This is a genomic window from Ligilactobacillus agilis DSM 20509, assembly GCF_001436215.1.
Classification (GTDB): Bacteria; Bacillota; Bacilli; order Lactobacillales; family Lactobacillaceae; genus Ligilactobacillus; species Ligilactobacillus agilis.
Map to the genome: position 1 here is coordinate 106,901 of NZ_AYYP01000060.1, position 25,321 is coordinate 132,221.

21 protein-coding genes are annotated in these 25,321 nt (G+C 43.6%); all 21 read left to right on the forward strand.

What is annotated here, in order from left to right; translation table 11 throughout:
* The first annotated feature begins 24 nt into the window (after positions 1–24).
* Positions 25–747 (forward strand): UMP kinase, encoded by a 723-nt coding sequence (pyrH, locus tag FC14_RS07155; RefSeq protein ID WP_056977041.1) that lies wholly within the window; start codon positions 25–27, stop codon positions 745–747.
* A 4-nt stretch (positions 748–751) separates the two neighbouring features.
* Positions 752–1,306, forward strand: a complete 555-nt coding sequence (frr, locus tag FC14_RS07160; protein ID WP_056977042.1) for a ribosome recycling factor — start codon at positions 752–754, stop codon at positions 1,304–1,306.
* A gap of 102 nt (positions 1,307–1,408) precedes the next feature.
* Positions 1,409–2,191, forward strand: coding sequence for an isoprenyl transferase (locus tag FC14_RS07165; RefSeq protein WP_050611162.1), 783 nt, complete (start codon positions 1,409–1,411; stop codon positions 2,189–2,191).
* Positions 2,188–2,979 (forward strand): phosphatidate cytidylyltransferase, encoded by a 792-nt coding sequence (locus FC14_RS07170; RefSeq protein WP_056977043.1) that lies wholly within the window; start codon positions 2,188–2,190, stop codon positions 2,977–2,979. The genes FC14_RS07165 and FC14_RS07170 overlap by 4 nt, the downstream gene beginning before the upstream one ends.
* Before the next feature lie 13 nt (positions 2,980–2,992).
* On the forward strand, positions 2,993–4,270 hold the full coding sequence (gene rseP, locus FC14_RS07175) for an RIP metalloprotease RseP (protein ID WP_056977044.1): 1,278 nt from the start codon (positions 2,993–2,995) through the stop codon (positions 4,268–4,270).
* 23 nt (positions 4,271–4,293) lie between these two features.
* Positions 4,294–6,006, forward strand: coding sequence for a proline--tRNA ligase (locus FC14_RS07180; protein WP_056977045.1), 1,713 nt, complete (start codon positions 4,294–4,296; stop codon positions 6,004–6,006).
* Positions 6,007–6,078: 72 nt separating this feature from the next.
* The gene (locus FC14_RS07185) at positions 6,079–10,428 is read left to right on the forward strand and encodes a PolC-type DNA polymerase III (RefSeq protein WP_056977046.1); all 4,350 of its coding nucleotides are present in this window, start codon (positions 6,079–6,081) and stop codon (positions 10,426–10,428) included.
* 160 nt (positions 10,429–10,588) lie between these two features.
* Complete coding sequence (rimP, locus tag FC14_RS07190; RefSeq protein ID WP_050611157.1) at positions 10,589–11,062, forward strand: ribosome maturation factor RimP; 474 nt, start codon at positions 10,589–10,591, stop codon at positions 11,060–11,062.
* A 25-nt stretch (positions 11,063–11,087) separates the two neighbouring features.
* Positions 11,088–12,239 carry a transcription termination factor NusA gene (gene nusA, locus FC14_RS07195; protein WP_056977047.1) on the forward strand — a complete coding sequence of 384 codons (1,152 nt, stop codon included), beginning with the start codon at positions 11,088–11,090 and terminating at the stop codon, positions 12,237–12,239.
* 20 nt (positions 12,240–12,259) lie between these two features.
* Positions 12,260–12,559 carry an RNase P modulator RnpM gene (rnpM, locus tag FC14_RS07200; RefSeq protein WP_050611155.1) on the forward strand — a complete coding sequence of 100 codons (300 nt, stop codon included), beginning with the start codon at positions 12,260–12,262 and terminating at the stop codon, positions 12,557–12,559.
* Positions 12,549–12,851: a YlxQ-related RNA-binding protein gene (locus FC14_RS07205; protein ID WP_056977048.1), complete on the forward strand. Its 303-nt coding sequence runs from the start codon at positions 12,549–12,551 to the stop codon at positions 12,849–12,851. Before rnpM ends, FC14_RS07205 begins: the two co-directional genes overlap by 11 nt.
* A gap of 56 nt (positions 12,852–12,907) precedes the next feature.
* Positions 12,908–15,139: a translation initiation factor IF-2 gene (infB, locus tag FC14_RS07210; RefSeq protein WP_056977049.1), complete on the forward strand. Its 2,232-nt coding sequence runs from the start codon at positions 12,908–12,910 to the stop codon at positions 15,137–15,139.
* 17 nt (positions 15,140–15,156) lie between these two features.
* Positions 15,157–15,516, forward strand: a complete 360-nt coding sequence (gene rbfA / locus FC14_RS07215) for a 30S ribosome-binding factor RbfA (RefSeq protein ID WP_050611152.1) — start codon at positions 15,157–15,159, stop codon at positions 15,514–15,516.
* Between the two features lie 71 nt (positions 15,517–15,587).
* The gene (gene truB / locus FC14_RS07220) at positions 15,588–16,499 is read left to right on the forward strand and encodes a tRNA pseudouridine(55) synthase TruB (RefSeq protein ID WP_056977050.1); all 912 of its coding nucleotides are present in this window, start codon (positions 15,588–15,590) and stop codon (positions 16,497–16,499) included.
* 10 nt (positions 16,500–16,509) lie between these two features.
* On the forward strand, positions 16,510–17,460 hold the full coding sequence (gene ribF, locus FC14_RS07225; protein ID WP_056977051.1) for a riboflavin biosynthesis protein RibF: 951 nt from the start codon (positions 16,510–16,512) through the stop codon (positions 17,458–17,460).
* Between the two features lie 178 nt (positions 17,461–17,638).
* Positions 17,639–18,226, forward strand: coding sequence for a PD-(D/E)XK nuclease family transposase (locus tag FC14_RS07230; protein ID WP_056977052.1), 588 nt, complete (start codon positions 17,639–17,641; stop codon positions 18,224–18,226).
* Between the two features lie 163 nt (positions 18,227–18,389).
* Positions 18,390–19,295 (forward strand): GIY-YIG nuclease family protein, encoded by a 906-nt coding sequence (locus FC14_RS07235; protein ID WP_082618715.1) that lies wholly within the window; start codon positions 18,390–18,392, stop codon positions 19,293–19,295.
* A gap of 41 nt (positions 19,296–19,336) precedes the next feature.
* Positions 19,337–23,356 carry an Eco57I restriction-modification methylase domain-containing protein gene (locus tag FC14_RS07240; protein ID WP_338131947.1) on the forward strand — a complete coding sequence of 1,340 codons (4,020 nt, stop codon included), beginning with the start codon at positions 19,337–19,339 and terminating at the stop codon, positions 23,354–23,356.
* A 99-nt stretch (positions 23,357–23,455) separates the two neighbouring features.
* Complete coding sequence (locus FC14_RS11090; protein WP_338131948.1) at positions 23,456–23,731, forward strand: hypothetical protein; 276 nt, start codon at positions 23,456–23,458, stop codon at positions 23,729–23,731.
* Positions 23,732–23,734: 3 nt separating this feature from the next.
* Complete coding sequence (locus tag FC14_RS07245; protein ID WP_056977054.1) at positions 23,735–24,466, forward strand: DNA methyltransferase family protein; 732 nt, start codon at positions 23,735–23,737, stop codon at positions 24,464–24,466.
* Between the two features lie 247 nt (positions 24,467–24,713).
* On the forward strand, positions 24,714–25,321 hold a 608-nt coding region (locus FC14_RS10820; RefSeq protein ID WP_202813008.1), incomplete at its 3' end, for a helix-turn-helix domain-containing protein.

Below are 25,321 nucleotides of genomic sequence, written 5' to 3' on the forward strand. Positions count from 1 at the left end.
CACATTTTGTATAGCAGGATTAACATGTCTGAAATAAAATACAAGCGTGTTGTAATGAAGTTAAGCGGTGAAGCTTTGGCAGGAGCGCAAGGCCATGGGATTAACCCGCCTGAAATTAGAAAGGTTGCCGAAGAAATCAAGGAAGTTCACGACCTTGGTGTTGAAATTGCCATCGTTGTCGGTGGTGGTAACATGTGGCGTGGTGAAGCCGGTGCGCAAATGGGGATGGAACGGGCCCAAGCCGATTATATCGGGATGTTAGGGACCGTAATGAATGCCTTAGCTTTGCAAGATAACTTAGAAACGATTGGGGTCCCAACCCGGGTACAAACTTCAATCGAAATGCGGCAAATTGCTGAACCATACATCAGAAGAAAGGCAGTCCGCCACTTAGAAAAGGGCCGGATTGTAATCTTTGCTGCCGGAACAGGTTCCCCTTATTTCTCAACTGATACCACAGCCGCTTTACGGGCTTCAGAAATTAACGCGGACGTAATTTTAATGGCTAAAAACGGGGTAGACGGAGTTTACTCAGCCGATCCTAAGACTAACCAAGAAGCAGTTAAGTTTGAACGTCTAACTCATATGGAAGTGATTAACAAGGGCTTGCGGGTAATGGATACCACTGCTTCTTCACTTTCAATGGATAATGATATTCCGCTAGTCGTCTTCAATATGAATGAACATGGAAACATTAAGCGCGTTGTCGAAGGTGAAAACATCGGGACAACGGTAGAAGGGAAGTAATTTAATGGACAAGATTTTAGAAGCACATCAAGCTAAGATGACCAAAGCCGAAGAAGTTTTACAACGTGAATTAGGTAATATTCGGGCTGGTCGTGCTAATGCTAGTTTATTAAACCGGATTAACGTTGAATACTATGGGGTACCCACACCTTTAAACCAAATGGCACAAATTTCTGTTCCAGAAGCACGGGTCTTATTGGTAACCCCTTATGACAAGTCCTCACTAAAGGACGTTGAACACGCCTTATTAGCTTCAGATTTAGGTTTAACTCCAGCCAATGATGGAACTGCTATTCGGTTGGTAATTCCACAATTAACCGAAGAACGCCGCAAAGAATTGGCTAAGGAAGTTAAGGCTACTTCTGAAAAGGCTAAGGTAGCCGTGAGAAATGTTCGCCGGGATATGATGGATGCCTTAAAGAAGGCCCAAAAGAATGGCGACTTAACCGAAGATGATTTGCGGGACCTTGAAAACCAAGCCCAAAAATTAACGGATGCTTCCATTAAGAACATCGAAGCAATTACGGCTGATAAGGAAAAAGAAGTTTTACAAGGCTAAAGCTACTGATTGGTAACGAGACAAGAAAGCTATTTTTTGTCTCGTTATCAATTTTTTGCTACAATTAGGGCAATTATTAGCGAAGGCCAGGGAGGAAAATTTTTGTTTACCAAATTATTCAAGAATAATAATGATGAAGCTGAACAAATCGAGCTGGATGAAAGCAAAATTCCCAATCATATCGCCATTATCATGGATGGAAACGGGCGCTGGGCTAAGCGCCGCCACCTGCCTAGGATTGCAGGCCACCGGCAAGGGATGGATGTGGTCAGGGAGATAACACGGGCGGCTAGTGACCTTGGGGTCAAGGTCTTGACTTTATACGCCTTTTCGACTGAAAATTGGAAGCGCCCGGATGATGAGGTCAGCTTTTTAATGGACTTACCGGTCAAGTTTTTCAACAAGTTCGTGCCTGAATTAATTGAACAAAATGTGCGGGTTAACGTAATGGGTTACGTGGAACAACTGCCGGCCAAGACAAAAAAAGCCGTCTTAGATGCGATTGAACAGACTAAGGACAATACCGGGATGGTCTTAAACTTTGCTTTAAACTATGGGAGCCGGGCTGAAATTGTGACGGCCGTAAAAGAGCTTAGTCAACAAGTAAAATCCGGTAGCTTAGAAGTGGAAGCAATCGATGAACAGACCATCAGTCGTGCTTTAATGACCGGCAAGCTTGCCCCTTACTGCGATCCAGAGCTAATTATTCGGACCAGTGGGGAAGAGCGCATTTCCAATTTCTTATTGTGGCAGCTAGCTTACAGCGAGTTAGTCTTTACGGAGACGCTTTGGCCCGATTATCAACCGGCTAATTTGTATCAGGATATTAAAACTTACCAAAGTCGCGACCGGCGCTTTGGGGGTGTAACGGAGGAAGAAAAATGAAGCAACGCGTGATTACCGCCATTGTTGCCTTGATTATTTTTATCCCCCTCTTAATTTTAGGGGGGACACCATTTAATTTATTAGTGGTGGCAATGGGCTTAATCGGAATGTCAGAATTTTTACGGATGAAAAAAAAGTTACTGGTTTCGCCCGAAGCAATCATTGGCTTTTTGGCGATGGCCAGCCTGTTAATTCCTAAGACCTGGTTGGATTTTATTCCGGAACAGGTGACTAACTTAGGGATGTTTTACTTCTTTAGTCTGTGTTTATTGTTATACACGGTCTTTTCTAAGAACCGCTTTTCATTTGACGATGCCGGGGTTTTAATTTTAGGTAGTGTTTATGCCGGGATTGGCTTTGGCTACATGATGCATGCCCGGGCGGTTAGCTTGTGGATGCTCTTATACGCCTTATTAATCGTTTGGTTAACCGATAGTGGGGCTTATATGATTGGACGCAAGTTAGGTAAGCATAAGTTGGCTCCCCACATCAGTCCTAATAAGACCTGGGAAGGTTCAATCGGGGGAAGTTTAGTGGCCGTCGTGGTTGTGAGCTGCTACCTTTACTTCTTCCCTGAATTACATGCCTATGACTCTGTGACCATGATTGGGTTAACTTTACTTTACTCAGTTGGGGGCCAATTAGGCGATTTAGTTGAATCGGCCTTCAAACGCTACTACGGGGTCAAGGACTCTGGTAACATTTTGCCGGGGCACGGTGGTATTTTAGATCGGTTCGATTCACTCTTATTTGTTCTGCCCTTAATGCACTTTACTGGTTTAATTTAGTGGGGTGGGGGAAATGATTGTAACCATTCTAGCCTTTGTGCTTGTTTTTGGAACCATTGTCTTTGTTCATGAGTTTGGGCATTATACCTTGGCTAAACGGTCAGGGATTTTGGTGCGTGAATTTGCGATTGGAATGGGGCCTAAGCTTTTTGCCTACCGCAAGTCGGGAACCACTTATACGCTGCGCATCCTACCTTTAGGGGGCTACGTCCGGATGGCTGGTCTAGAAGAAGACAGCGAGGAGTTAAAAAAGGGCATGGTGGTAAGCCTAATTTTAGGTGAAAATGGCAAGGTAAGTAAGATTAATACCAGTCAAAAGGTAAGCTTAATGGGGGGCATTGGCCTAGAGTTAGCCGACTGGGACTTGGTCGATGAGCTTTACATTAGTGGTTATGAAAATGGCAACGAAGATGAACTTAAATGCTACGAAGTTGACCACGATGCCCTCTTAGTAGAACACGATGGCACCGAGGTTCAAATTGCCCCGCGGGACGTGCAGTTCCAATCCGCTCCGCTGGTAAGTCGGATGCTGACTAACTTTGCGGGACCATTTAATAACTTTATCTTAGCGATTGTAGCCTTTGCCTTGGTGGCAGTCCTCCAGGGTGGGGTTAAAACTATGACCAACACGATTGCCAGCGTGCAGCCTAATTCGGTGGCCCACCAAGCGGGAATTAAGGCTGGTGATCAGCTCGTGGAAGTAGCCGGAGTCAAGACTAACGACTGGACTAAGTTAGCCCAAACGATTAGTGAGCGGCCCGGTAAAAAAACAACGGTGGTTGTAAAGCGCCAGTCCACGCGGCTTAAGTTTGAATTAACGCCTAAGGCTACCCAGGTCAACGGCCAAAAGGTGGGCTTGATTGGCATTACCAGCAAGCTGACCGTTAACCGCAGTCCGCTAGCGATTATTGGTTACGGCTTTAAGGAAAGCTGGCAGGTAACGATCCAAGTCTTAGCCGCCTTAAAAAATATGGTTACTAAGGGCTTTAACCTTGACCAGTTAGGCGGACCAGTAGCCATGTACAGCTTTACTTCGCAGGCGGCCCATTACGGCTTAGCAAGTGTGATTATGCTGCTGGGGCTGTTGTCGATTAACCTGGGAATTTTCAACCTCTTGCCGATTCCGGCCTTAGACGGGGGTAAGATTTTATTAAATATAATTGAAGCAATTAGGGGCAAGCCGCTAGACCCTAACAAGGAAATGATTGTAACTGTGGCGGGCTTTGCCTTCTTGTTAATTTTAATGGTGCTGGTAACGTGGAATGATATTGCGCGTTATTTCTTGCATTAATACTTAGATAAGGAATGATAATTGTGAAACAATCAAAGATGTTAATTCCAACTTTAAAGGAAGTGCCTAGTGACGCGGAAGCCATTAGCCACCAACTAATGTTGCGGGCGGGCTACATCAAGCAAATTTCTGCTGGGATGTATTCCTACCTACCGTTGGCACACAAGGTCTTGCTTAAGTTAGAGCAAATCATTAGGGAAGAAATGGATAAAATTGACGCGGTGGAAATGTTGACCCCGGCAGTACTACCGGCTGAATTATGGCAAGAATCTGGGCGCTATGAATCGTATGGACCTAACTTGTTTAAGTTAAAGGACCGGCACGAAAGAGATTTTATCCTCGGACCTACCCATGAAGAAACTATGACCACGATTGTTAAGGATGCAATCAAGTCCTATAAGAAACTGCCCCTTACTTTATACCAAATTCAAATGAAGTATCGGGACGAAAATCGGCCTCGCTTTGGTTTGCTGCGGGGCCGGGAATTCTTGATGAAGGATGCCTACTCCTTCCACGCTGACATGGACAGCTTAGATAAGGTTTACCGGGATATGGATGTGGCTTACCAAAACATCTTTGACCGGGTGGGGTTAAATTACCGTAGCATTATCGGGGACGCTGGCGCCATGGGCGGAAATGACTCCAAGGAATTTATGGCGATTGCCCCTATCGGTGAAGATACGGTTGTTTACTCCGATGGTAGTGACTATGCGGCTAACTTAGAAATGGCCCAAAACAAGCGGACCTTGCAACCATCCCATGAGATTCCTAAGGAATTGACCAAGGTGGAAACACCAGACTGCAAGACGATTGACGAAGTGGCGGCCTTCTTAAAGACTAAGCCTGAAAATACAATCAAGACCTTACTTTACGTGGCTGATGACAAGCTAGTGGTAGTATTACTTCGCGGTAATGATCAGCTAAACGAAGTTAAGTTGACTAACTTCTTGGGCGCTGACCGCTTACGTCCAGCTACAAATGATGAAGCTAAGCATTACTTAGGAGCTGACTTTGGTTCACTTGGACCGGTCGGTATTTCTGAAGACTTACAAGTCTTGGCTGACTTAGACGTTAAGGCCATGGCTAATGCAAGTGTTGGTGCTAATGAAGATGGATATCACTATATTAATGTTAACTTGAACCGTGACTTTAAAGTCGATGAATTTGTTGATTTACGGACGGTTAACGAAGGCGAACTCAGTCCTGATGGCCAAGGTACTTTGAAGTTTACCCGCGGAATTGAAATTGGGCACATCTTTAAGCTAGGGACTCGGTATACAGAAGCAATGGATGCCCAAATTCTTGATGAAAATGGGCGCCAAAAGCCAATCATCATGGGATGCTATGGGATTGGGGTTTCACGCTTGCTGTCAGCGATTGTGGAACAACACTGCGATGAACACGGAATGATTTGGCCTAAGGAAATCGCCCCATTTGATATTCACGTTGTGCCAATCAACATGAAAAAAGCAGAGCAGGCTAAGCTAGCCCAAGAATTGACTGCCACCTTAGAAGCAGCTGGTTACAGTGTCTTGGTAGACGACCGTAACGAACGGCCAGGGGTCAAATTTGCCGACTCTGACTTGATTGGTTTGCCAGTGCGGATTACCGTTGGTAAGAAGGCCAGCGAAGGCATTGTCGAAATCAAGTTACGTCAAAGTGGCGAAACCATTGAAATTAAACAAGATGAGTTGTTAAACACACTCAATATTTTATTGGCAAATAATGCCGACTAATAACTAAGTAAAACACCTAGCGGCAATGAAGTTCATGGCACTAGGTGTTTTTGGTCAAGAAAGGATAAACAAGTGGCACTCACAAAAGCAGAGTTATTTGAAAAATTACTTGAACAAATTAAGTGGCAGCCCAATGAAAGTGAGCAAAGCTATTTTGAAGGGGCTGTGATTGATAAAGTCGTGGTTCACACTAAATCACGCCGGTGGGATTTTTATATCGGCTTAGAGGCGGTCTTGCCTTATGCAACCTTTATCGATTTAAAAAACCACATCGAGTTAGCCTTTAAGGAAATTGCGAGTGTAAGCCTGGCATTTCGGACCACTAGCGAGCAACTAGAGGCCGGTAAGTTAGGTGACTACTGGCAATGGGTTGCCCAAAATAGTGGGCTAAATTCGCCCTTGCAAGTAAGTTTGGCTAAGAATAAGCCCCCGTATGTAGATGGTAAGCGGGTGGTTTTACTAGCCGAAAATGAGTTGTTGCAAAACTTCTTAAAAAATGAAGCTCTGGGAAAGATTGAGGCGACTTACCAAAACCTAGGTTTTCCCAAGTTTAATTTGAATGTGTTATTAGACGAAACCAAGAGTCAGGCCAAAATTGAGGAATTCAAACAAAAGCAGGCCCTAAGTGACGCGGAGCTAACTAAGCGGGCGGTCGAAGCCATTCAAAAGCAAAATGCCAAGAAGAAGCAGAACAAACAAGAACCTGCTCCGGTTACCGGCGAAGGCCTGCTACTCATGGGCAAGGCTATTAGTTCCGACCTGCCAATTCGACCAATGGTAGAAATTACGGAAGAAGAGCGGTCGGTGGTAATTGAAGGCTATGTCTTTGACAAGGAAGTCCGGGAATTTAAGTCGGAACGCCAATTGTTAACCTTAAAGGTGACGGATTATACCTCCTCATTTATCGTTAAGAAATTTTCGCGGACCGATGGGGATAAGGCCTTCTTTGCGGCCTTTAAAACCGGTATGTGGGTCAGGATTCGTGGTAGCGTGCAGGAAGATAGCTTCATCCACGACCTGACGGTTAACGCCTATGACTTACAGGAGGTTAAACACGCTAAGCGAGTAGATAGTGCGCCTGCAGATGAAAAGCGTGCTGAATTACACCTTCATTCCAATATGAGTATGATGGATGCAACTAATAGCATCTCTGATTACGTGGCCCAAGCGGCTAAGTGGGGCCAAAAGGCAATCGCCATCACGGATCACGGGACCCTCCAGGCCTTTCCGGAAGCCCATAGTGCTGGCCAAAAGCACGGGGTCAAGATCTTATATGGGGTGGAAGCTAACCTAGTCGAAGATGGGACCCCGATTGCTTATAATGAAGCCAAAGTCGACCTAAAGAGTGCGACCTACGTCATCTTCGATACGGAAACAACCGGGTTATCGGCTAATTACGATAAGGTGATTGAACTAGCCGCCGTTAAAATGAAGGACGGCGAAGTTATCGACCGCTTCGAAGAATTCATTGACCCAGGTCACCCCCTCTCTAAGACGACCATCGAGTTGACCAGTATTACCGATGAAATGGTTAAGGGCTCTAAAACTGAAGAAGGAGTCTTTAAACTGTTCCAAACCTTCTGTGAGGGTTGTGTGATTGTAGGGCACAATGCTACCTTTGACGTGGACTTCATGAATACGGGCTATAGCCGCCACCACTTACCAGAAATCAGCCAACCCTGGATTGATACCTTACCTTTAGGACGGTTTTTATACCCGGAAATGAAGCGGTTTACCCTGGATACGCTGGCTAGAAAGCTCAACGTACAATTAGAACACCACCACCGGGCGATTTACGATGCCGAAGCAACCGGTTATATTTACTATGCGATGCTAAAGGACGCGGAGGCTAACTATGATATTAAGTTCCACGACCAACTCAATGACCATATGGGTGAACATGATGCCTACAAAAATGAACACCCCTTCCACGCGACGATTATCGCTAAAACCCAGGCCGGCTTAAAGAACCTCTTTAAACTGGCCTCGGAGGGGATGACCCAGTATTTTTACCGGGTGCCAAGAATTCCCCGCTCGGTCTTGGCTAAGTACCGGGAAGGTTTAATCGTGGGGTCGGCCTGTGCGGACGGGGAAGTCTTTACGGCTATGATGCAAAAAGGCTATGCGATTGCCCGCCAAAAGGCCCAGGCCTACGACTATCTGGAAATCCAACCCAAGGCCTTATACGAACCCTTGCTGGAAAAAGAGTTAGTTAAAGATAACGCCCAGTTAGAAGAAATCATTCAAAACATGGTTAAACTCGGGCATGAGTTAAACATCCCGGTAGTTGCTAGTGGTGACGTCCACTTCTTGAATCCAGAAGACGCCATTTACCGCAAGATTTTAATCCACTCCCAAGGGGGGGCAAACAGACTGAACCGGTTGAAGAAATTGCCTGACGCCCACTTTAGGACTACCGACGAGATGCTAGCTGATTTTGCTTTTTTAGGCGAAGAGTTAGCTAAGGAAGTAGTTGTAACTGCGCCTAACGAGGTGGTTTCTTGGTGCGAAGAAATTTCGCCGGTTAAAGACAAGCTGTATACGCCTAACATGCCGGGAGCTAACGAGCAGATAAGGGATTTGACCATTAATAAGGCCAAGGAGCTTTATGGTGATCCCCTGCCAGACTTAGTGCAAGCCCGGGTTGATAAGGAATTAAAATCAATCATTGGTAACGGGTTTGCCGTTATCTACCTAATTTCGCAAAAATTGGTGTACAAGTCCAACAAGGATGGTTACCTGGTAGGGTCACGGGGGTCGGTTGGTTCTAGTTTAGTGGCCACCATGACCGGGATTACGGAGGTTAACCCCCTGCCACCTCACTACCGCTGTCCTAACTGCCAGTACTCGGAGTTTTATACTAAGGGTGAGTACGGGTCAGGTTACGACTTACCGGATAAGAATTGTCCTAACTGTCAGACACTCTTAATTAAAGACGGGCAGGATATCCCCTTTGAAACCTTCCTGGGCTTTAAGGGAAATAAGGTGCCTGATATCGATTTGAACTTCTCCGGAGACTACCAGCCTATCGCCCATAACTACACCAAGGTCTTGTTTGGTGAAAACAACGTTTACCGGGCCGGAACGATTGGCACCGTGGCCGATAAGACGGCTTATGGTTACGTTAAGGCCTACGAACGCGATACCGAGCAGGTCTTTAACACCGCCGAAGTCGACCGCCTGGCTAAGGGGGCAACCGGGGTCAAGCGGACTACCGGCCAACACCCGGCCGGAATTTTGGTTGTGCCAGACACGATGGAAATTTACGACTTTACCCCGATTCAGTACCCAGCCGATGATTTGACGGCGGCTTGGCGGACGACCCACTTTGATTTCCACTCGATTCACGATAACATCTTGAAACTTGATATCTTAGGTCATGATGACCCGACCATGATCCGGATGTTGCAAGATTTATCGGGGATTGATCCTAAGACGATTCCTACCGATGACCCCGGGGTAATGGCGCTCTTTTCTGGGACCGAGTCCTTAGGGGTGACGCCCGAGCAGATTCAATCAAAGATTGGGACGCTAGGGGTACCCGAATTTGGGACCCGCTTTGTACGGGGGATGTTAGAGGAAACCCACCCAGCCACCTTTGCAGAACTCCTCAAGATTTCTGGTTTGTCACACGGGACGGACGTGTGGTTAGGTAACGCGGAAGAATTGATTAAGAGCGGCACGATTACCATGGCGAAGGTTATCGGTTGTCGGGACGACATCATGATGGACTTGATTCACTATGGGGTTGAATCCGACATTGCCTTTAAGATTATGGAAAGCGTGCGGAAAGGTAAGGGGATTCCTGACGATTGGCAAGCCCAAATGCGGGAGGCCAACGTCGAAGAGTGGTATATCGGGGCTTGCTTGAAAATCAAGTACATGTTCCCTAAGGCCCACGCCGCCGCCTACGTTTTAATGGCCTTGCGGATTGCCTACTTTAAGGTTTACTTCCCACTGGTTTATTATTCAGCTTACTTCTCAGTGCGGGCCGACGACTTTGACTTAGTGGCGATGGTTCATGGTAAGGAAACTGTGAAAGCCAGGATGAAAGAAATCAACGATAAGGGTAATGAAGCTTCGGCTAAGGAAAAGAACCTCTTAACCGTGCTTGAATTAGCTAATGAAATGCTAGAGCGGGGACATAAGTTTAAGATGGTCGACCTAAAACGTTCGGCCGCTTCCGACTGGCTAATTGACGGTGATGACTTATTAGCACCGTTTACAGCCATTCCTGGTCTAGGGTTAAACGTAGCTAAGCAAATCGTGGCCGCCAGAGAGGAAGGCGAGTTTTTATCTAAGGAAGACTTGTCTAAGCGGGGCAAGGTTTCCAGCAGTTTGATTGAGTTTATGACGGTTAATAACGTCTTAGACGACCTGCCTGATTCTAACCAGTTAGACCTGTTCGAAAATCTTTTCTAAGCCAAGTGAAAAGTTTTACCTGCTTTTCAATAATGTTTGAAAGAGTAAGAAAAACATGCTATACTAATAACATAAATACTCTGTATGAGTGGGCAGTGATGCTCACTCTTTTTATTGGAATAAGATTTTTAGTGCCTAAAAGCTTTAAGGAGGTAAACGTGTGAGTAGCGTTGTGGAGACAGTAACTGACTTGGTTGAACCAATTTTAGCCAGTCATCACTTTGAATTAGTAGATGTTGAATTTGTTAAGGAAGGTAAGAGCTGGTACTTGCGTGTTTTCATCGATAAGCCAGGCGGAATTACCATTGACGAATGTGTGTTAATCAGTGACGAACTAGGGGAGCAGCTTGATAACTGCGACCCAGATCCTATTCCACAAGCCTATTATTTAGAAGTTTCTTCTCCAGGGGCAGAACGGCCCTTAAAGAAAGAAGCAGATTACATGCGGGCTGTTGATAAGTATGTTAATGTTTCTTTGTACCAACAACTTAATGGTCACAAGGTTTATGAAGGCTATTTAAGAAAGGTGACTGCTGACGAATTAACCCTTGAATATATGGATAAGACGCGGCAAAAAGAAGTAATTATTCCACGTAAACAAGTTGCTAAGGCTCGCTTAGCCATTAAATTTTAGATTTTAATTTTAAGGAGTAGAAATAATGAGTAAGGAATTGCTAAATGCATTGGATGCACTTGAAGTTGAAAAAGGTGTGAAAAAAGAAGTAGTGATTGAAGCTTTAGAACAAGCTTTGGTATCTGCTTACAAGCGCAACTACGGGCAAGCCCACAACGTTGAAGTTGAATTTGACCGGACCCGGGGTAACATCAAGGTTTATGCGGTTAAAGAAGTAGTTAACGAAGTCTTTGACTCCCGCTTGGAAGTAAGCTTAAAGGATGCTTTAGACATCAATAAGGCCTATGAAATTGGGGACACCATTAGATTTGAAGTGACCCCTAAGGACTTCGGCCGGATTGCTGCTCAAACTGCCAAGCAAGTGGTAATGCAACGGGTTCGCGAAGAAGAACGGACTAATATTTACAACCAATACATTGAATATGAAAAGGAAATCGTTACTGGGGAAGTAGAACGCCACGATAGTCGTTACATCTACGTTAACCTTGGTAAAGTCGAAGCCGTGCTCTCCCACCAAGATCAAATTCCTGGCGAAAAGTACTCACCACACGATAAGATTAAGGTGTACATTTACAAGGTAGAAAACTCTGCCAAGGGTCCCCAAGTTTACGTTAGCCGTTCCCACCCAGACTTATTACGGCGGTTATTCGAACAAGAAATTCCTGAAATCTTTGATGGAACCGTGGAAATTGTTTCAATCGCCCGTGAAGCCGGGGACCGGGCTAAGGTCGCAGTTCGTTCACATAGCGACAACGTTGACCCAGTCGGAACTTGCGTGGGACCTAAGGGGGAACGGGTTCAAGCCATCGTTAACGAACTTAAGGGTGAAAACATGGACATCGTTGAATGGCGTAAAGACAACGCTGAATTTATTGCCAACGCCCTAAACCCAGCCGAAGTAGTGGCTGTTCACTTTGACCCTGAAAACGACCGGGCTTGTACGGTGGTTGTGCCTGACAACCAACTTTCACTTGCAATCGGTAAGCGGGGACAAAATGCGCGCCTAGCTGCCCGTTTAACTGGCTTCAAGATTGACATCAAGTCAGAATCTGACTACGAAGAATTACAAGCCCAGTTAGCACAGGCACCAGCAAAGGAAGCTAGTGATTCAGAAGAAACGGTAGATGCAGTTGACCCAGAGTTAGCAGCACCAGCCAGTGATTTAGACGAAGAATAATTTTTGAAAGGGTGATAGACATGGCACAAAGAAAGGTACCAATGAGAAAAGACATTGTGACCGGAGAAATGAAGCCTAAAAAAGAACTCGTTCGGATTGTGAAAAACAAGGAAAACGAAGTTAGCATCGACCCAACCGGTAAGAAGGCTGGGCGGGGTGCTTACATTTTCTTAGACGTCGCAATCGCTAAGAAAGCTCAAGCAGAACGGACCTTTGACAAGGCTTTTGGCATCAAAATCAAGCCGGAGTTTTATGATGAATTAGTTGCTTATGTTGACCACCAGGTGGCAAGACAAGAGTTATTTGGAAATGGAAAATAGGCAGAAAGTTTTAAATTTATTGGGATTAGCTCAAAGAGCAAACAAGTTAGTGACTGGCGAACAATTAGTGTTAAAGCAGGTTAGGGCTAAGAAAGCCTACCTGGTTTTTATCGCCAGTGACGGGGGGCAAAGTACCCACAAGAAGATTAGTGACAAGTGTCACTCCTATGGCGTGGCTTTAAGTAGTGACTTTAGCCAGTTGGAGTTAAGCATTGCAATCGGGCAAAAGCGCTCGTTGATTGCGGTCACTGATCTTGGTTTTAGCAAAAAGATGCGACAACTTTTAGCCTAGGTAAGTTAGACTAACCTAGGCCTAAGGTTAGTCGACTTTCCAAGGAGGCGGAATGTATGCGTAAAAAACATATTTATGAAATAGCTAAGGAGCTTAACGTTGCAAGTAAGGAACTAGTTAAGTTAGCACAAGAAAAGGGTTTTCCAACCAAGAGTCACATGTCGACGGTAGGTGAAAACGAAGAACGGCAGTTACGCGCGGCATTTAGTAAACAAGCTAAACCAACCACCAAAACGCAGTCGCAGCCTGAAGTAAAGCAGGCCCACACAAAAAAGCCCCACTCCCAAAATGTTGACCAGGCTAAGTCAGCCGCGAAAACTAACGAAAGGCATTCAGGGAAGAATATGGACAAAAAGAAACAAACAAACAAGGGCGGTAATGCTTCGAACAATAACAAGAAGCAACGCAACAATAACAACAATAATCGCTTTAACGGTAAGAAAAACAACCGTAACAATAAGAAGAACAACCGGAATAATAGAAACAAGAACACAAAGCCAGCTGTGCCAGCAAGAAAGAACAAGCCGTTGCCAGAAGTGCTTGTTTACACGGTGGGGATGAACGTAGCCGATATTGCGAAGAAAATTCACAGAGAACCAGCTGAAATTATCAAGAAGCTCTTTATGATGGGGGTAATAGTTAACCAAAACCAATCCCTTGATAAGGATACAATTGAATTACTAGCTGCCGACTACGGTATCGAAGCAGAAGAAAAAGTTGAAGTCGATGTTGCTGACATCGACAAGTTCTTTGAAGAAGAAGCTCAAAGTACGGACAACTTACAACCGCGGCCACCGGTTGTGACCATCATGGGTCACGTTGACCACGGGAAGACTACCTTGTTGGATAAGTTACGTCACTCCCACATTACCGCAGGTGAAGCTGGGGGAATTACCCAACACATTGGGGCTTACCAAGTAAGACATAACGATAAGATTATCACCTTCTTAGATACACCAGGCCACGCTGCCTTTACTGATATGCGGGCTCGTGGTGCTAACATTACCGATATTACCGTCTTAGTGGTTGCGGCCGATGACGGGGTAATGCCACAAACAGTCGAAGCCATTAACCACGCTAAGGCTGCCGGGGTGCCAATCATTGTAGCAGTTAACAAGATTGATAAGCCAGGGGCTAACCCTAACCACGTCATGGAACAATTATCCGAATACGAATTGATTCCAGAAGCCTGGGGTGGCGATACCATCTTCGTTGAAATTTCTGCTAAGTTTAACAAGAACTTAGACGAACTGCTCGACATGATTTTATTAGAAGCAGAAATCCTAGAATTAAAGGCTAACCCAGACCAACGGGCAGCTGGTTCCGTAATCGAAGCCCGCTTGGATAAGGGGAAGGGTTCAGTTGCTACCCTCTTAGTTCAACACGGGACCTTACATGTCGGCGACCCAATCGTAGTCGGAAATACCTTCGGCCGGGTGCGGACCATGCTTGACGCACGGGGCCATGATATCAAGAAGGCAACCCCAGCGACCCCAGTTGAAATCACTGGTTTAAACGACGTCCCAGTTTCTGGGGACCGCTTCTTAGTCTTTGAAGACGAAAAGACGGCTAGAGCTGCCGGGGAAGAACGGGCAAAACGGGCCTTGATGAAGGAAAGAAGCCAAAAGAACCACGTTACTTTGGACAACTTGTTCGATACCTTGAAGCAAGGTGACATGAAAGAAGTTGCGGTCATTATTAAGGCCGACGTGCAAGGGTCTGTTGAAGCCATTGCCCAATCCTTCAATAAGATTGAAGTTGAAGGGGTAAGGGTTAACATCATCCACCAAGCCGTTGGGGCCATTAACGAAAGTGACGTTACCTTAGCTGAAGCTTCTAACGCCATTATCGTCGGCTTTAACGTCCGCCCAACTCCTCAAGCTAAGGTCCAAGCCGAAGCAGACAAGGTCGATATTCGGTTACACAACGTTATCTACAAGGCTATCGACGAAATTGAAACGGCGATGAAGGGGATGCTTGAACCAGTTTACGAAGAAAAGGTTACTGGCCAAGTGGAAATCAGGGAAACTTACAAGGTGTCTAAGCTTGGAACCATCGGTGGTGGTTACGTCACAGATGGTTACATCCAACGTGATTCAGGCGTCCGCTTGATTCGGGACGGAATCGTTATTTACGAAGGTAAGCTCGCTTCCTTGAAACGCTTCAAAGATGACGTTAAGCAGGTTAAACAAGGCTTTGAATGTGGCTTAATGATTGAAAAGTATAACGATATTAAGGTCGGCGATCAAATCGAAGCCTACATCATGGAAGAAGTTCCAGTCGACTAAGGAAAAGGGGAATTGAGATGGCACAGAACTTTCGGGTCGGCCGCCTAGCCCAAGAAATTCAACGCGAGGTAAATGATATCTTAAAAAAACGGGTCAGAGATCCGCGTGTGAGTGGGGTAACCATTACCGGCGTTGATGTTACGGGTGACTTACAACACGCCACGATTTATTATAGTATCTTGTCGGATTTAGCTTCAGACGCTAAGAAGACCCAACAGGGACTCGACAAGGCTTCCGGTTTAATCCGGGGCGAACTGGGCAAACGTTTGACAATTTACGTGACCCCCGAGTTGAAATTTGAACAGGATAAATCAGTGCGTTATGGCGACCATATCGACGAATTATTAAACAAATTACGCCAAGAAGACCGCTTCTAGGCCAAAGGGAGTTTGCAGAAGTGTAAACTCCCTTTTATAATGGAACTAAATTACAAACTGAGAGGGATTTTATGGACGGAATATTAGCTTTATATAAAGAGCGGGGCATGACCAGTAACGACGCGGTCTTTAAGTGCCGTAAGCTTTTCAAGACCAGGCGGGTTGGTCACAGCGGCACGCTTGACCCCAATGTGGACGGGGTTTTACCTATCTGTGTGGGAAAAGCCACCAAGGTTGTTAACTACCTGATGGATTCGGGCAAGGTTTACATGGGCCAAATCATCCTGGGCTTTGCGACTGAAACCGAGGATTTAGACGGGGCAGTTGTTGAGCAACAACGCTTGGTCCGCCCTTTTAGTGACCAAGAAATTGACCAGGCCATGCAGGCTTTGTGTGGGGATTTAATTCAGATTCCGCCCATGTACTCGGCCATCAAGGTTAACGGTCGCCGCCTTTATGACTACGCCAGAAAGGGCGAGGAAGTTGTGCGGCCTAAACGCCAAATTCATGTCGACTACTTCAAGCAAACCAAGCCAAGTAGCTTTGATGAAAAAAGTGGCCAGCAAACCATTTTCTTTGAGGTTGGTTGTGGCAAGGGAACCTATGTCAGAACCTTGGCTGTTGACCTGGGTAAAAAGCTCGGGGTACCGGCGGTGATGTCAGATTTAACCCGCTTAAAAAGTGGTGGCTTTATGATCGGCCAAGCCGTTAGTCTAGCCCAACTTGAGAGCCTAAGTGCAGACCAGCTAGCCCAAGCCCTAGCGCCAATTGACCACGCCCTAGGAGCTTTTGCCCACCATGAGCTAAGTGAAAAACAGTGGACCTTTGTAAAAAACGGGGGTTTCCTAGCGCCTAGCTACGTTAATGGCGGGCAAGTTGTTCCTAAGTTGGTCTTGATGTATCAAGGCAAAGCCCGGGCGGTCTACAAGTATAACGAGCCAAAGGCCCGCTACCAACCGGAGCAAATGATTGATTTAAGTTGAGGTGAACATCGTGGAAATTATTAAGTTAAGCGAACCTTACCAGTCTAGCCAACTGCCCAAGGAGCCGAGCGCCTTAGCCCTGGGCTTTTTTGACGGGGTTCATTTAGGCCACCAAAAGGTAATTAAGACCGCTAAAAAAATTGCCCGTGAGCGCGGGTTAAAGTTAGCGGTGATGACCTTTGACCGCCAGCCCAAGTTAATGTATCAGCCCCACCCTAAGCCGGCCTTGTATCTCACCTTACTTGCGCGCAAGTTGGAGCTGTTTGAACAGTTAGGCGCCGACATCGCCTACGTGGTGACCTTCGATGAGCACTTAGCTTCTATGGGGCCGCAAGAATTCGTGGACAAGTACATGGTCGGTCTGTCCGCCCAGGTAGTCGTAGCCGGCCAAGACTATACCTACGGCAAAAAGGAGTTAGCCAACATGGAGACTCTCCCCAGCTTTGCTAAGGGGCGGTTTGACATCGTGGCAGTTGACCACCTAGTCTTGGCCGCTAGCACCAGCAAGGTTGGTTCAACTGCCATCCGCGCCTACCTAAACCAAGGCCAAGTTGACCAGGCCAACGAGCTCTTAGGCTACCCCTTCCAAACCAAGGGGCTAGTCGTCCACGGCTTTGCCCGGGGGCGGACCATCGGCTTTCCGACTATCAACCTTGAAATTGATCCCAGCCAGCACCTGCCCGCGCCGGGGGTTTATGCCACCCAAGTCGAACTTTTAGGGCAAACCTACCTAGGGATGGCCTCGGTTGGCTATAACGAAACCTTTGGGGACAACTTTGATCTGACGGTCGAAATCTACCTGCTTGACTTCGCTAAGGACGTCTACGGCCAGGAGGCCACGGTTGCTTGGTACCACTGGTTGCGGCCAATGGTCAAATTCGCTTCGGTTGCCGAACTGATCGACCAACTCAAGGCCGACGAAGCCGCCGTCCGCCAATACTTTGCCCAAGTGAAAAAATAGCAGCTAGCCCAAGCACTGGCAAACCACGCCTTAGTAACGTGATTGCCGGTGCTTATTTATTTGGGCTTAAAAAATTGCAACTATTTTAAATTAATCGCCGGTTTTTTTGCGTATATCCATAATGAAGGGTAAATTATTCTCCTTGCCCTCCAAATTTTATATAATAAAGGAGAAGCAAATGGTAAGTAAGCAAAAAATCCGTCAAAAACTGGCCCAGGCCGACTTTACCGATGCTTACGGCAACCAATTTGACATCGAGTTGCAGATGACCAACGAGCACAACGTTGCCCAGCGGTCCAAGTATTATCACGCCTTGATGGTCAACCACATGCTGACGGCTGGTGAAGAATATCAAGCCTTAAAGGCGACCTACTTCATTTTTTTATGTCCCGCCAGTTTCACCGACGCCGACCAGGCCATCACCCATTACGAAATGGTCTCAAGGCAAGGTAACCACCTAAATGATGGAACCCACACGCTGATTTTAAATGCCAGTGGGAATTGGGCAGGCGTCAGTGACGAAGGCAGAAAAGTTGGTATCAAGATTGGTGAACGCCGTGGTAAAAAGGCCGGGATTAAAGAAGGTTGCAAAGAAGGTCGCAAGCAAGGGACCGATGAAGCCATCATCAAACTCATCCCCGACCTAGTGGCCCTGACCAATGATTGCCAAGCCGTCATCAACATCTTGATGAAGAAGATGGACCTAAGCCAAGCCCAAGCGGAAAGTTATTATCAGCGGGCGATGGAAAAAGAAGAACGGGGCTAGGAATAGTTAAAGCCTTTCGAATAGAATCATAGTCCTTTAGGTATGTTATATACTTAAGGGACTTTTTAATGAGCAAATTATAGCTGTAATCTAGCGTTGTGGTAACTAAGTTTGTAGGATAAAATAAAGAAGAATATAAATTTGTTGGAAGAGATATAAGGTTATGGGAAGAACACTGGAGATTAATTTAATTGATGGTAGCGCTGACGGAAGGTACATTATATCAGAAATGTATAAAAGTAGTATCACTTATAAGATTCCTAAGGATAAACTTGGCTTAAGCGCAGAGTTGGATTATATTGCTACACCTGGAATCTATCTACTTTTTGGAAAAGATGCTAGGGAGAAGTTTGTTTATGTTGGGGAAGCTGAAGATGTTTATAAACGCCTAAGTCAACATACGCCAGACAAGGATAATTATTTGTGGGATGAAGCATTGGTTTTCGTTTCATCTAAGAAAGGTGATTTAGATAAAGCTAGAATCAAGTATTTAGAAAATAGGTTGTACGACTTAATTGCTGCCCATAAAAATTACCTACTTAAGAACAGAAATGAACCAAGTAATTCGGTATTGAGCGCCGCAACAGAGGAAACGCTAGAAAATATTATTCTTGATATTAAGCAGATTACAGAAGTATTAGGCTACAAATTATTTACAACTGAAAATAATCCTAAACGGATTAAAGCTAATCTTCCAACTAATAGTAGTCAAACGGCTATACCGAAGAAAGTAACTGAACCACTAACAAAGTTAAAACAAGCCCGGTACATATTTTACTTAAAAGAAAAAGGGGTTAATGCCAAGTGCATTGTAGATACTAATGGTGACTACATTGTAACGGTCGGCTCGGTTATTAGTAAAGAAGTTACGAAATCTCTGCCAGATAAGTTGAAAAAAATGAGAAAGACAGCTGTAAAGCAAGGTAAGATTAAGGCTAATAGGTTAACCGAGGATATTTCTTTTAAAAGTGCTTCAACGGCGGCTAAGTTTGTGGTCGGCTATTCAATCAATGGACGCAAGGCTTGGAAAGATGGTAACGGGCGTGAGTTAGGGGAAGTTCTAGCGTAATGACAAAATAAATTCAAGAATGAGTGGGAAGGAATAGGATTATGGTAAAAAGTAATTTTGAATTTTTAAAGGACGGTCTAGATACGGCAGAGATTGCTCCACTTGCAATTAAGTGCGAGAAGTTATACGGACAAGGTAACTATACCGAAGTGATTGCTAATGTACGAAAAATTGTTGAACGCTTGGCTCAGGTAATCATTGACTTAGCTTACATAAAAATGAAGCCACGGGCAAACTTCAATGATTATTTGCAAAAAATTAAGGAAGAAAATTTAATTACGAAGGATGCACTGGACATTTTTTATTCCTTAAAAGCTAGTGGTAATTCAGCGGCTCACACATTGAATGAGTATGATAAGGAGGTAGCTTTAACCACCTTAAGAAACGTTTATTTACTGTTAGTTTGGTTTGTAACTAATTATGCCCCAAACCAAAGAAAATTAGTTCGCCCTTTTGTTGAACCGGTCTTACAAACTGATTATGTTACTTTTGGTAGAAAGTTAATTTACATTCAAACTGTTAAGAATTTAGAAGATTGGCCGGCATATCAAGGAAGTGAAAAAATCGGTGAAGCCACTATTTCTGAACAAGAAGTAAACCTGCAAGCTAATAGTGAGGATTTAAGGGAGGCTGCTCAAAAGCGAATCAATCAGTATATGAAAACCGCTGGAGTTACTTCAAGCCTTGAATGGGCCGAATTGGCATATAGTAGAAAAGAAAAACGCTTCTTTAGCGATAAGGAAGTTCATCAAGTTCTGAAACGTTCAGGAATTAAACAAAATCCTAAATTAGCGGGAGATGAATGGTTTTTAGTTAAGCTAGATACTGCTAAAGCTGCCATTAAGGCGGTAAAGGAAGGACGGAAATCATTAAAGGTTGATGAACTACCGCAAGTAGCTCAACCAAAAATCAAGCTCCGTCCAGAGCAAGCCCAAGCTGTTAAGCAAACAAGAAAAGTCTTTAAGACTAAAGATACCATGCTATGGAACGCCAAGATGCGTTTTGGCAAGACCTTAACGGCGCTTAAACTAATTAAAGAAGAGCAATTCCAAAAGGTCTTGATTATGACTCACCGTCCTGTTGTCAAAGATAGTTGGTTTGATGATTTTAACAAGATGGAAATGGGTCCGGCCGGATATATTTACGGTTCTAAAACTAAGGGCGAAGCGATTGAAAACTTAGCCTTGACAACCAAACCCTTTATTTACTTTGCCAGCATTCAAGATTTACGTGGTTCAAGGATTTTTGGCGGAAAAAAGGATAAGAATGAAGTCTTTACCATGATTGATTGGGACCTAGTTATCATCGACGAAGCACACGAAGGAACGCAAACGCCTTTAGCCCAAAGCGTGATTAGTGGTGTGAAAAAGGATCATACCAAATTGCTAGGCTTATCAGGGACTCCTTTTAATATTTTAGATCAATATGAAGAAGAACAAGTCTATACTTGGGACTACGTCATGGAACAAGAGGCTAAATACAAGTGGGAAGAAACAAACCCACAAAAGCCAAATCCATATGCAAGTTTACCGAAAGTATCAATGTATACTTTTGATATTGGTGAACAGTTTAAGGCGATTAACTACCGAGATTTACTAGATAAGTCCTTTAATTTTAAGGAATTTTTCCGAGTAGATAAGGATGGTAAATTTATTCACGAAGCTGATGTAAAGCAGTTCTTAGTAAATATTACCAGCCCTAACAGTAAAAATAATTACCCATTTTCAACCAAAGAGTTTAGGAACAATTTGCGTCATACCTTGTGGATTCTGCCCGGAGTAAAAGAAGCAAATGCTTTAGAAACACTATTGAAAGCTAACCCTGTATTCATGGATTACGAGGTTGTAAATGTTGTTAAAAATGATCAAAGTGATAATGTTCAAGATGCAAAGGAAAGTGACCTTGAAAGTGTTCGAAGCGCCATTGGACCTAACCCCGCACAAACGAAGACAATCACTTTAACAGTTAGAAAATTGACAACTGGAGTGAATGTGCCCGAATGGACGGGGGTTGTATTTCTTTCAAATACTAACAGCGCAACTCAATACTTACAGGCGGCTTTTAGAGCGCAGACTCCATTTGTTGATGAACACTTGGGGAGAAAAGAAGAGTGTTATATTTTCGATTTTGCTCCAGACCGGGCCTTGACGGTCATGGCTGAATCAACTCGGTTAAATACGGGGGTTGGTAAGCGGACCTCTAACGTACAAAAAGAGCAAATGAAAAAGTTACTTAACTTTATGCCGATTATCGGTAAAAGTGGTAATCAAATGAAACGCTTTGAAGTCGATACACTGCTTGCCAAAATCAAGCGGGTTTACGCCCAAAAGGCGGTTCAGTCAGGTTTTGATGATGATTCACTTTATTCGGATGAGTTATTAATGCTTGACCAAGCAGACCTAAAAGACTTTAATGATTTAAAAGCTTTAGTAGGGAAAACTAAGAAGGAAAAAACCAGCACTAAAATTAATGTTAATAATCAAGGTCTAACGGACGAGGAGTATGATAAGGCAGAAAAGGCTAAGAGAAAGCCGCCGAGACAACGAACACCAGAGGAAATAGCAGCGCTTGAAAAAATGAATGAACTAAAGAAACAACGGAAAAACTTGATTTCCATCTTGCGGTCAATTTCAATTAGGATTCCTCTTTTAATCTACGGAATGGACATTGACATTAACGAAAATGTCAACATGAAGAAGTTTGTCAAATTAGTGGACGATGTTTCTTGGCAAGAGTTTATGCCTGACAAGGTCACAAAAGAACTGTTTATGAAGTTTGCTAAATACTATGACCAAGATGTATTTATTGAGGCTGGTCGAATAATCCGCCACAAGGTCAAACGCTTAGATAAATTAGACCCAATCGCGCGGGCTGCTGAACTAGCCCTAATCTTTGGCACTTTCCGCAATCCCGATAAAGAAACGGTATTAACTCCTTGGCGGGTGGTGAACTTACAGCTAGGTGAAACTTTAGGTGGTTACTCATTTTATGATGATAAATATCAAGCCACCACAATCGACGGTAAAGATGCAGCCCACTGGATAAAGAAGAATTATACCGATGAATTATTTGGCCCTAATAGCCAGTCTAAAATCTTAGAGATTAATTCTAAAACTGGCCTTTATCCTTTGTACGCCGCCATTTCATTATATTATCAACGTTTCCAAGTAATGAATGAACAAACCGGGGGTAAATTTAGCTCCGAGGATGAACTGTTTATCTGGCAACAGGTTTTACGCGAAAACATCTTTGTGATTGCTAAAACCCCAATGGCTAAACATATCACCCAACGGACTTTAGTTGGTTACCAAGATATGGAAACCAACATTGAATATATTGAGGACATTGTCAACAAGTCAAAGGCTAGTGTCAGTCAAGCCGCCAAAGAAGTTAGGAGTAAATTTAACGATATGAAATTTGATGTAGTAATTGGAAACCCACCATATCAAGAAGAAGCAAATGGAGCAAGTACGCGAGATGAGCCAATTTATCATAAATTTATGGATTTAGCGTATGAATTATCAGATCTTGTAACTTTAATTACACCAGGTCGTTTTTTATTCAATGCAGGTCAAACACCTAAGAAATGGAATCAAAAAATACTAAATGATAAGCATTTGAAGGTGATTTTGTATGTGCAAAATAGTGATAAAATTTTCCCTCGTACAGACATTAAAGGGGGGATTGCTATTACTTTAAGAGATTCCCAAAAGGATTTTGGGAAAATTGGAGTATTTACTAGCTTTGCAGAGTTAAATTCAATTGTTAAGAAGGTAAAGAAATTAGGGGAAGAATCATTTAGTCAGATTGTTTCTCCGCGTGGCAGTTATCGATTTTCGCCGAAATTTTTCGATGATTACCCTGATGCATCTAATAAATTAGGTAAAGGTACAAGAAACATGATTGTATCCAATGTTTTCGAAAAACTTGTCGAAGCATTTCCAGAAGAAGTATTAGATGAAAAAGAATACTTTAAATTTTACGGGAGAGTAAATGGAAAGAGAGTGTATAGATATTTAAAGAAAGAGTATGTATTAGATAATAAATACATAAATAAATAGAAAATTCTTATTCCAGAAGGAAATGGCAGTGGTGCACTAGGTGAAGTATTAAGTACACCGCTCATCGGAGCTCCGCTCATCGGAGCTACTGATACTTTCTTGAATATTGGATCTTTTGATGATAAGAATGTTGCGGAAAATGTATTAAAATACGTAAAGACAAAATTTGCTCGTACAATGCTAGGAATTTTAAAAATTACCCAGCACAATCCAAGAAGTACATGGAAGTATGTTCCACTTCAAGATTTCACTCCAAACTCAGATATAGATTGGACCAAATCAGTGTCTGAGATTGACCAACAGCTATATAAGAAATATGGCTTAACAGCTGATGAGATTGAATTTATTGAAACTAAGGTACAGGCAATGGAGTAGTCTATGACATCTGAAAAAATAATTAAATCAAGTGATAGAGTTAAAAATATAGGTGAAGTTTTTACGCCACTAAAGACCGTTAACTTAATGCTAGATCAACCAGAAATCAAAGCTAAAATTGAGGAGTTAACGGCAACTTTCTTGGAGCCAGCAGCTGGTGAAGGAGCCTTTTTGGTTGAATTGTTGCGGCGCAAGATGGAAGTAGCGTTAAAGCAAAGTAAAAACATCAACGATTATAATGATAAGAGCTTGATTGCCTTATCAACTCTTTATGGAATTGAGTTGATGGAAGATAACATGGAAGTACTGGTGATGCGCATGTATCGCCAGTTTGCCGAGAGTTATAATAAGGGCATGTTTATGTTAGGTGGCCAACCTGATAAACAGGTGTTGGACAGTGCTATTGTGATTATTCAAGCCAACATGGTTCAAGGCAATGCTTTAACTAAACTCAATGCCAGTGGGGAACCGTTGATTTTTAGCGAGTGGAAACTATTACCTAAAGCCCGTAAGGACGCAAGACAAAAGGTACAACGTTTAGAGTATACATTTCAGGATATTTTAGATGGTAACGAAGAATCTGATGGTAAAATTAATAAAGAAGTCGCGGAAGATATAGACTTACTATCTTTTTTGGATGAGGATTACGATCCAGAAAAAGATGTCGAAGACAAGAAAGTTAATTACTTACCGGTAAAAATAACTGAGGTTTATAAGAAGTTAACAGATGAATAATTAATATTCCCTTTAAAACTCTAGTTGTAGATTGGAAAGTTTTTTAAAAATAAAAGGAGATAAGTAAGGTCCTAGATACTGAGTAAAAGCCCAGTATCTAGGGATTTTTGTTGTACATGTGAAGATTATGAGGAATTTTTTATTAAAAATTTAGCTAAAAAAAGAATTAATTGGGCAAGTTTTTGCGAATCATATATATAGAGGGGGAACTTTACCCACAATCGAAAATAAAGCGAGGAACTTAGATATGATTAAGATTTTAAAACGAGAAGCTAATTATCCAATTACAATTCCGGCCAAGGTCCGCTTTGATTTACGCTTAACTGCTAACGAGAAATTACTTTATGGAGAGTTATATACCTTTGGCGGCATGGCAGGAACCTTTACGGTTTCTAACCAACACTTAGCGGCTTTATATCACGTGACTGTGAGGTCAATTTCAGCTTGGCTCAATAAGTTGGCTAAGTGTGGTTACATTGAACTTGCCAATTCCTTGGATAAAAACGAGCGGATTATCAGCTTTGTACCAGGGGGTGATCCGTTGGATAGGGATGGCTACCTTTATGATGAAGAAACAGGTTGTAAAGAAGTAGTTGAAGCCGTAGCAGAACCAGCTGATAAGTATGACTATACGGTTGATACTAAGGTTGATCCGGAAGTGATTGAAGCAGAGATGACCGAACGCTTTGGAGCTATACCTGACCATGTGACCCCAGAACAAAGAGAACAGTTATTGATGGTAAGGGAGTCGCTTTATTACAAGCTCCATTCAAAGAATAGGCAACCTTATAATCAAATCCAAAATGTAGAATTGCGCCGGTCTATGTTCATTGATAGTGAAGTTAAAAAGGAATT

Coding starts and splice junctions, on each gene's coding strand:
- pyrH (WP_056977041.1), top strand. CDS start 25: ATGTCTGAAATAAAATACAAGCGTGTTGTAATGAAGTTAAGCGGTGAA.
- frr (WP_056977042.1), top strand. CDS start 752: ATGGACAAGATTTTAGAAGCACATCAAGCTAAGATGACCAAAGCCGAA.
- FC14_RS07170 (WP_056977043.1), top strand. CDS start 2,188: ATGAAGCAACGCGTGATTACCGCCATTGTTGCCTTGATTATTTTTATC.
- rseP (WP_056977044.1), top strand. CDS start 2,993: ATGATTGTAACCATTCTAGCCTTTGTGCTTGTTTTTGGAACCATTGTC.
- nusA (WP_056977047.1), top strand. CDS start 11,088: ATGAGTAAGGAATTGCTAAATGCATTGGATGCACTTGAAGTTGAAAAA.
- rnpM (WP_050611155.1), top strand. CDS start 12,260: ATGGCACAAAGAAAGGTACCAATGAGAAAAGACATTGTGACCGGAGAA.
- FC14_RS07205 (WP_056977048.1), top strand. CDS start 12,549: ATGGAAAATAGGCAGAAAGTTTTAAATTTATTGGGATTAGCTCAAAGA.
- infB (WP_056977049.1), top strand. CDS start 12,908: ATGCGTAAAAAACATATTTATGAAATAGCTAAGGAGCTTAACGTTGCA.
- rbfA (WP_050611152.1), top strand. CDS start 15,157: ATGGCACAGAACTTTCGGGTCGGCCGCCTAGCCCAAGAAATTCAACGC.
- truB (WP_056977050.1), top strand. CDS start 15,588: ATGGACGGAATATTAGCTTTATATAAAGAGCGGGGCATGACCAGTAAC.
- FC14_RS07230 (WP_056977052.1), top strand. CDS start 17,639: ATGGTAAGTAAGCAAAAAATCCGTCAAAAACTGGCCCAGGCCGACTTT.
- FC14_RS07235 (WP_082618715.1), top strand. CDS start 18,390: ATGGGAAGAACACTGGAGATTAATTTAATTGATGGTAGCGCTGACGGA.
- FC14_RS07240 (WP_338131947.1), top strand. CDS start 19,337: ATGGTAAAAAGTAATTTTGAATTTTTAAAGGACGGTCTAGATACGGCA.
- FC14_RS07245 (WP_056977054.1), top strand. CDS start 23,735: ATGACATCTGAAAAAATAATTAAATCAAGTGATAGAGTTAAAAATATA.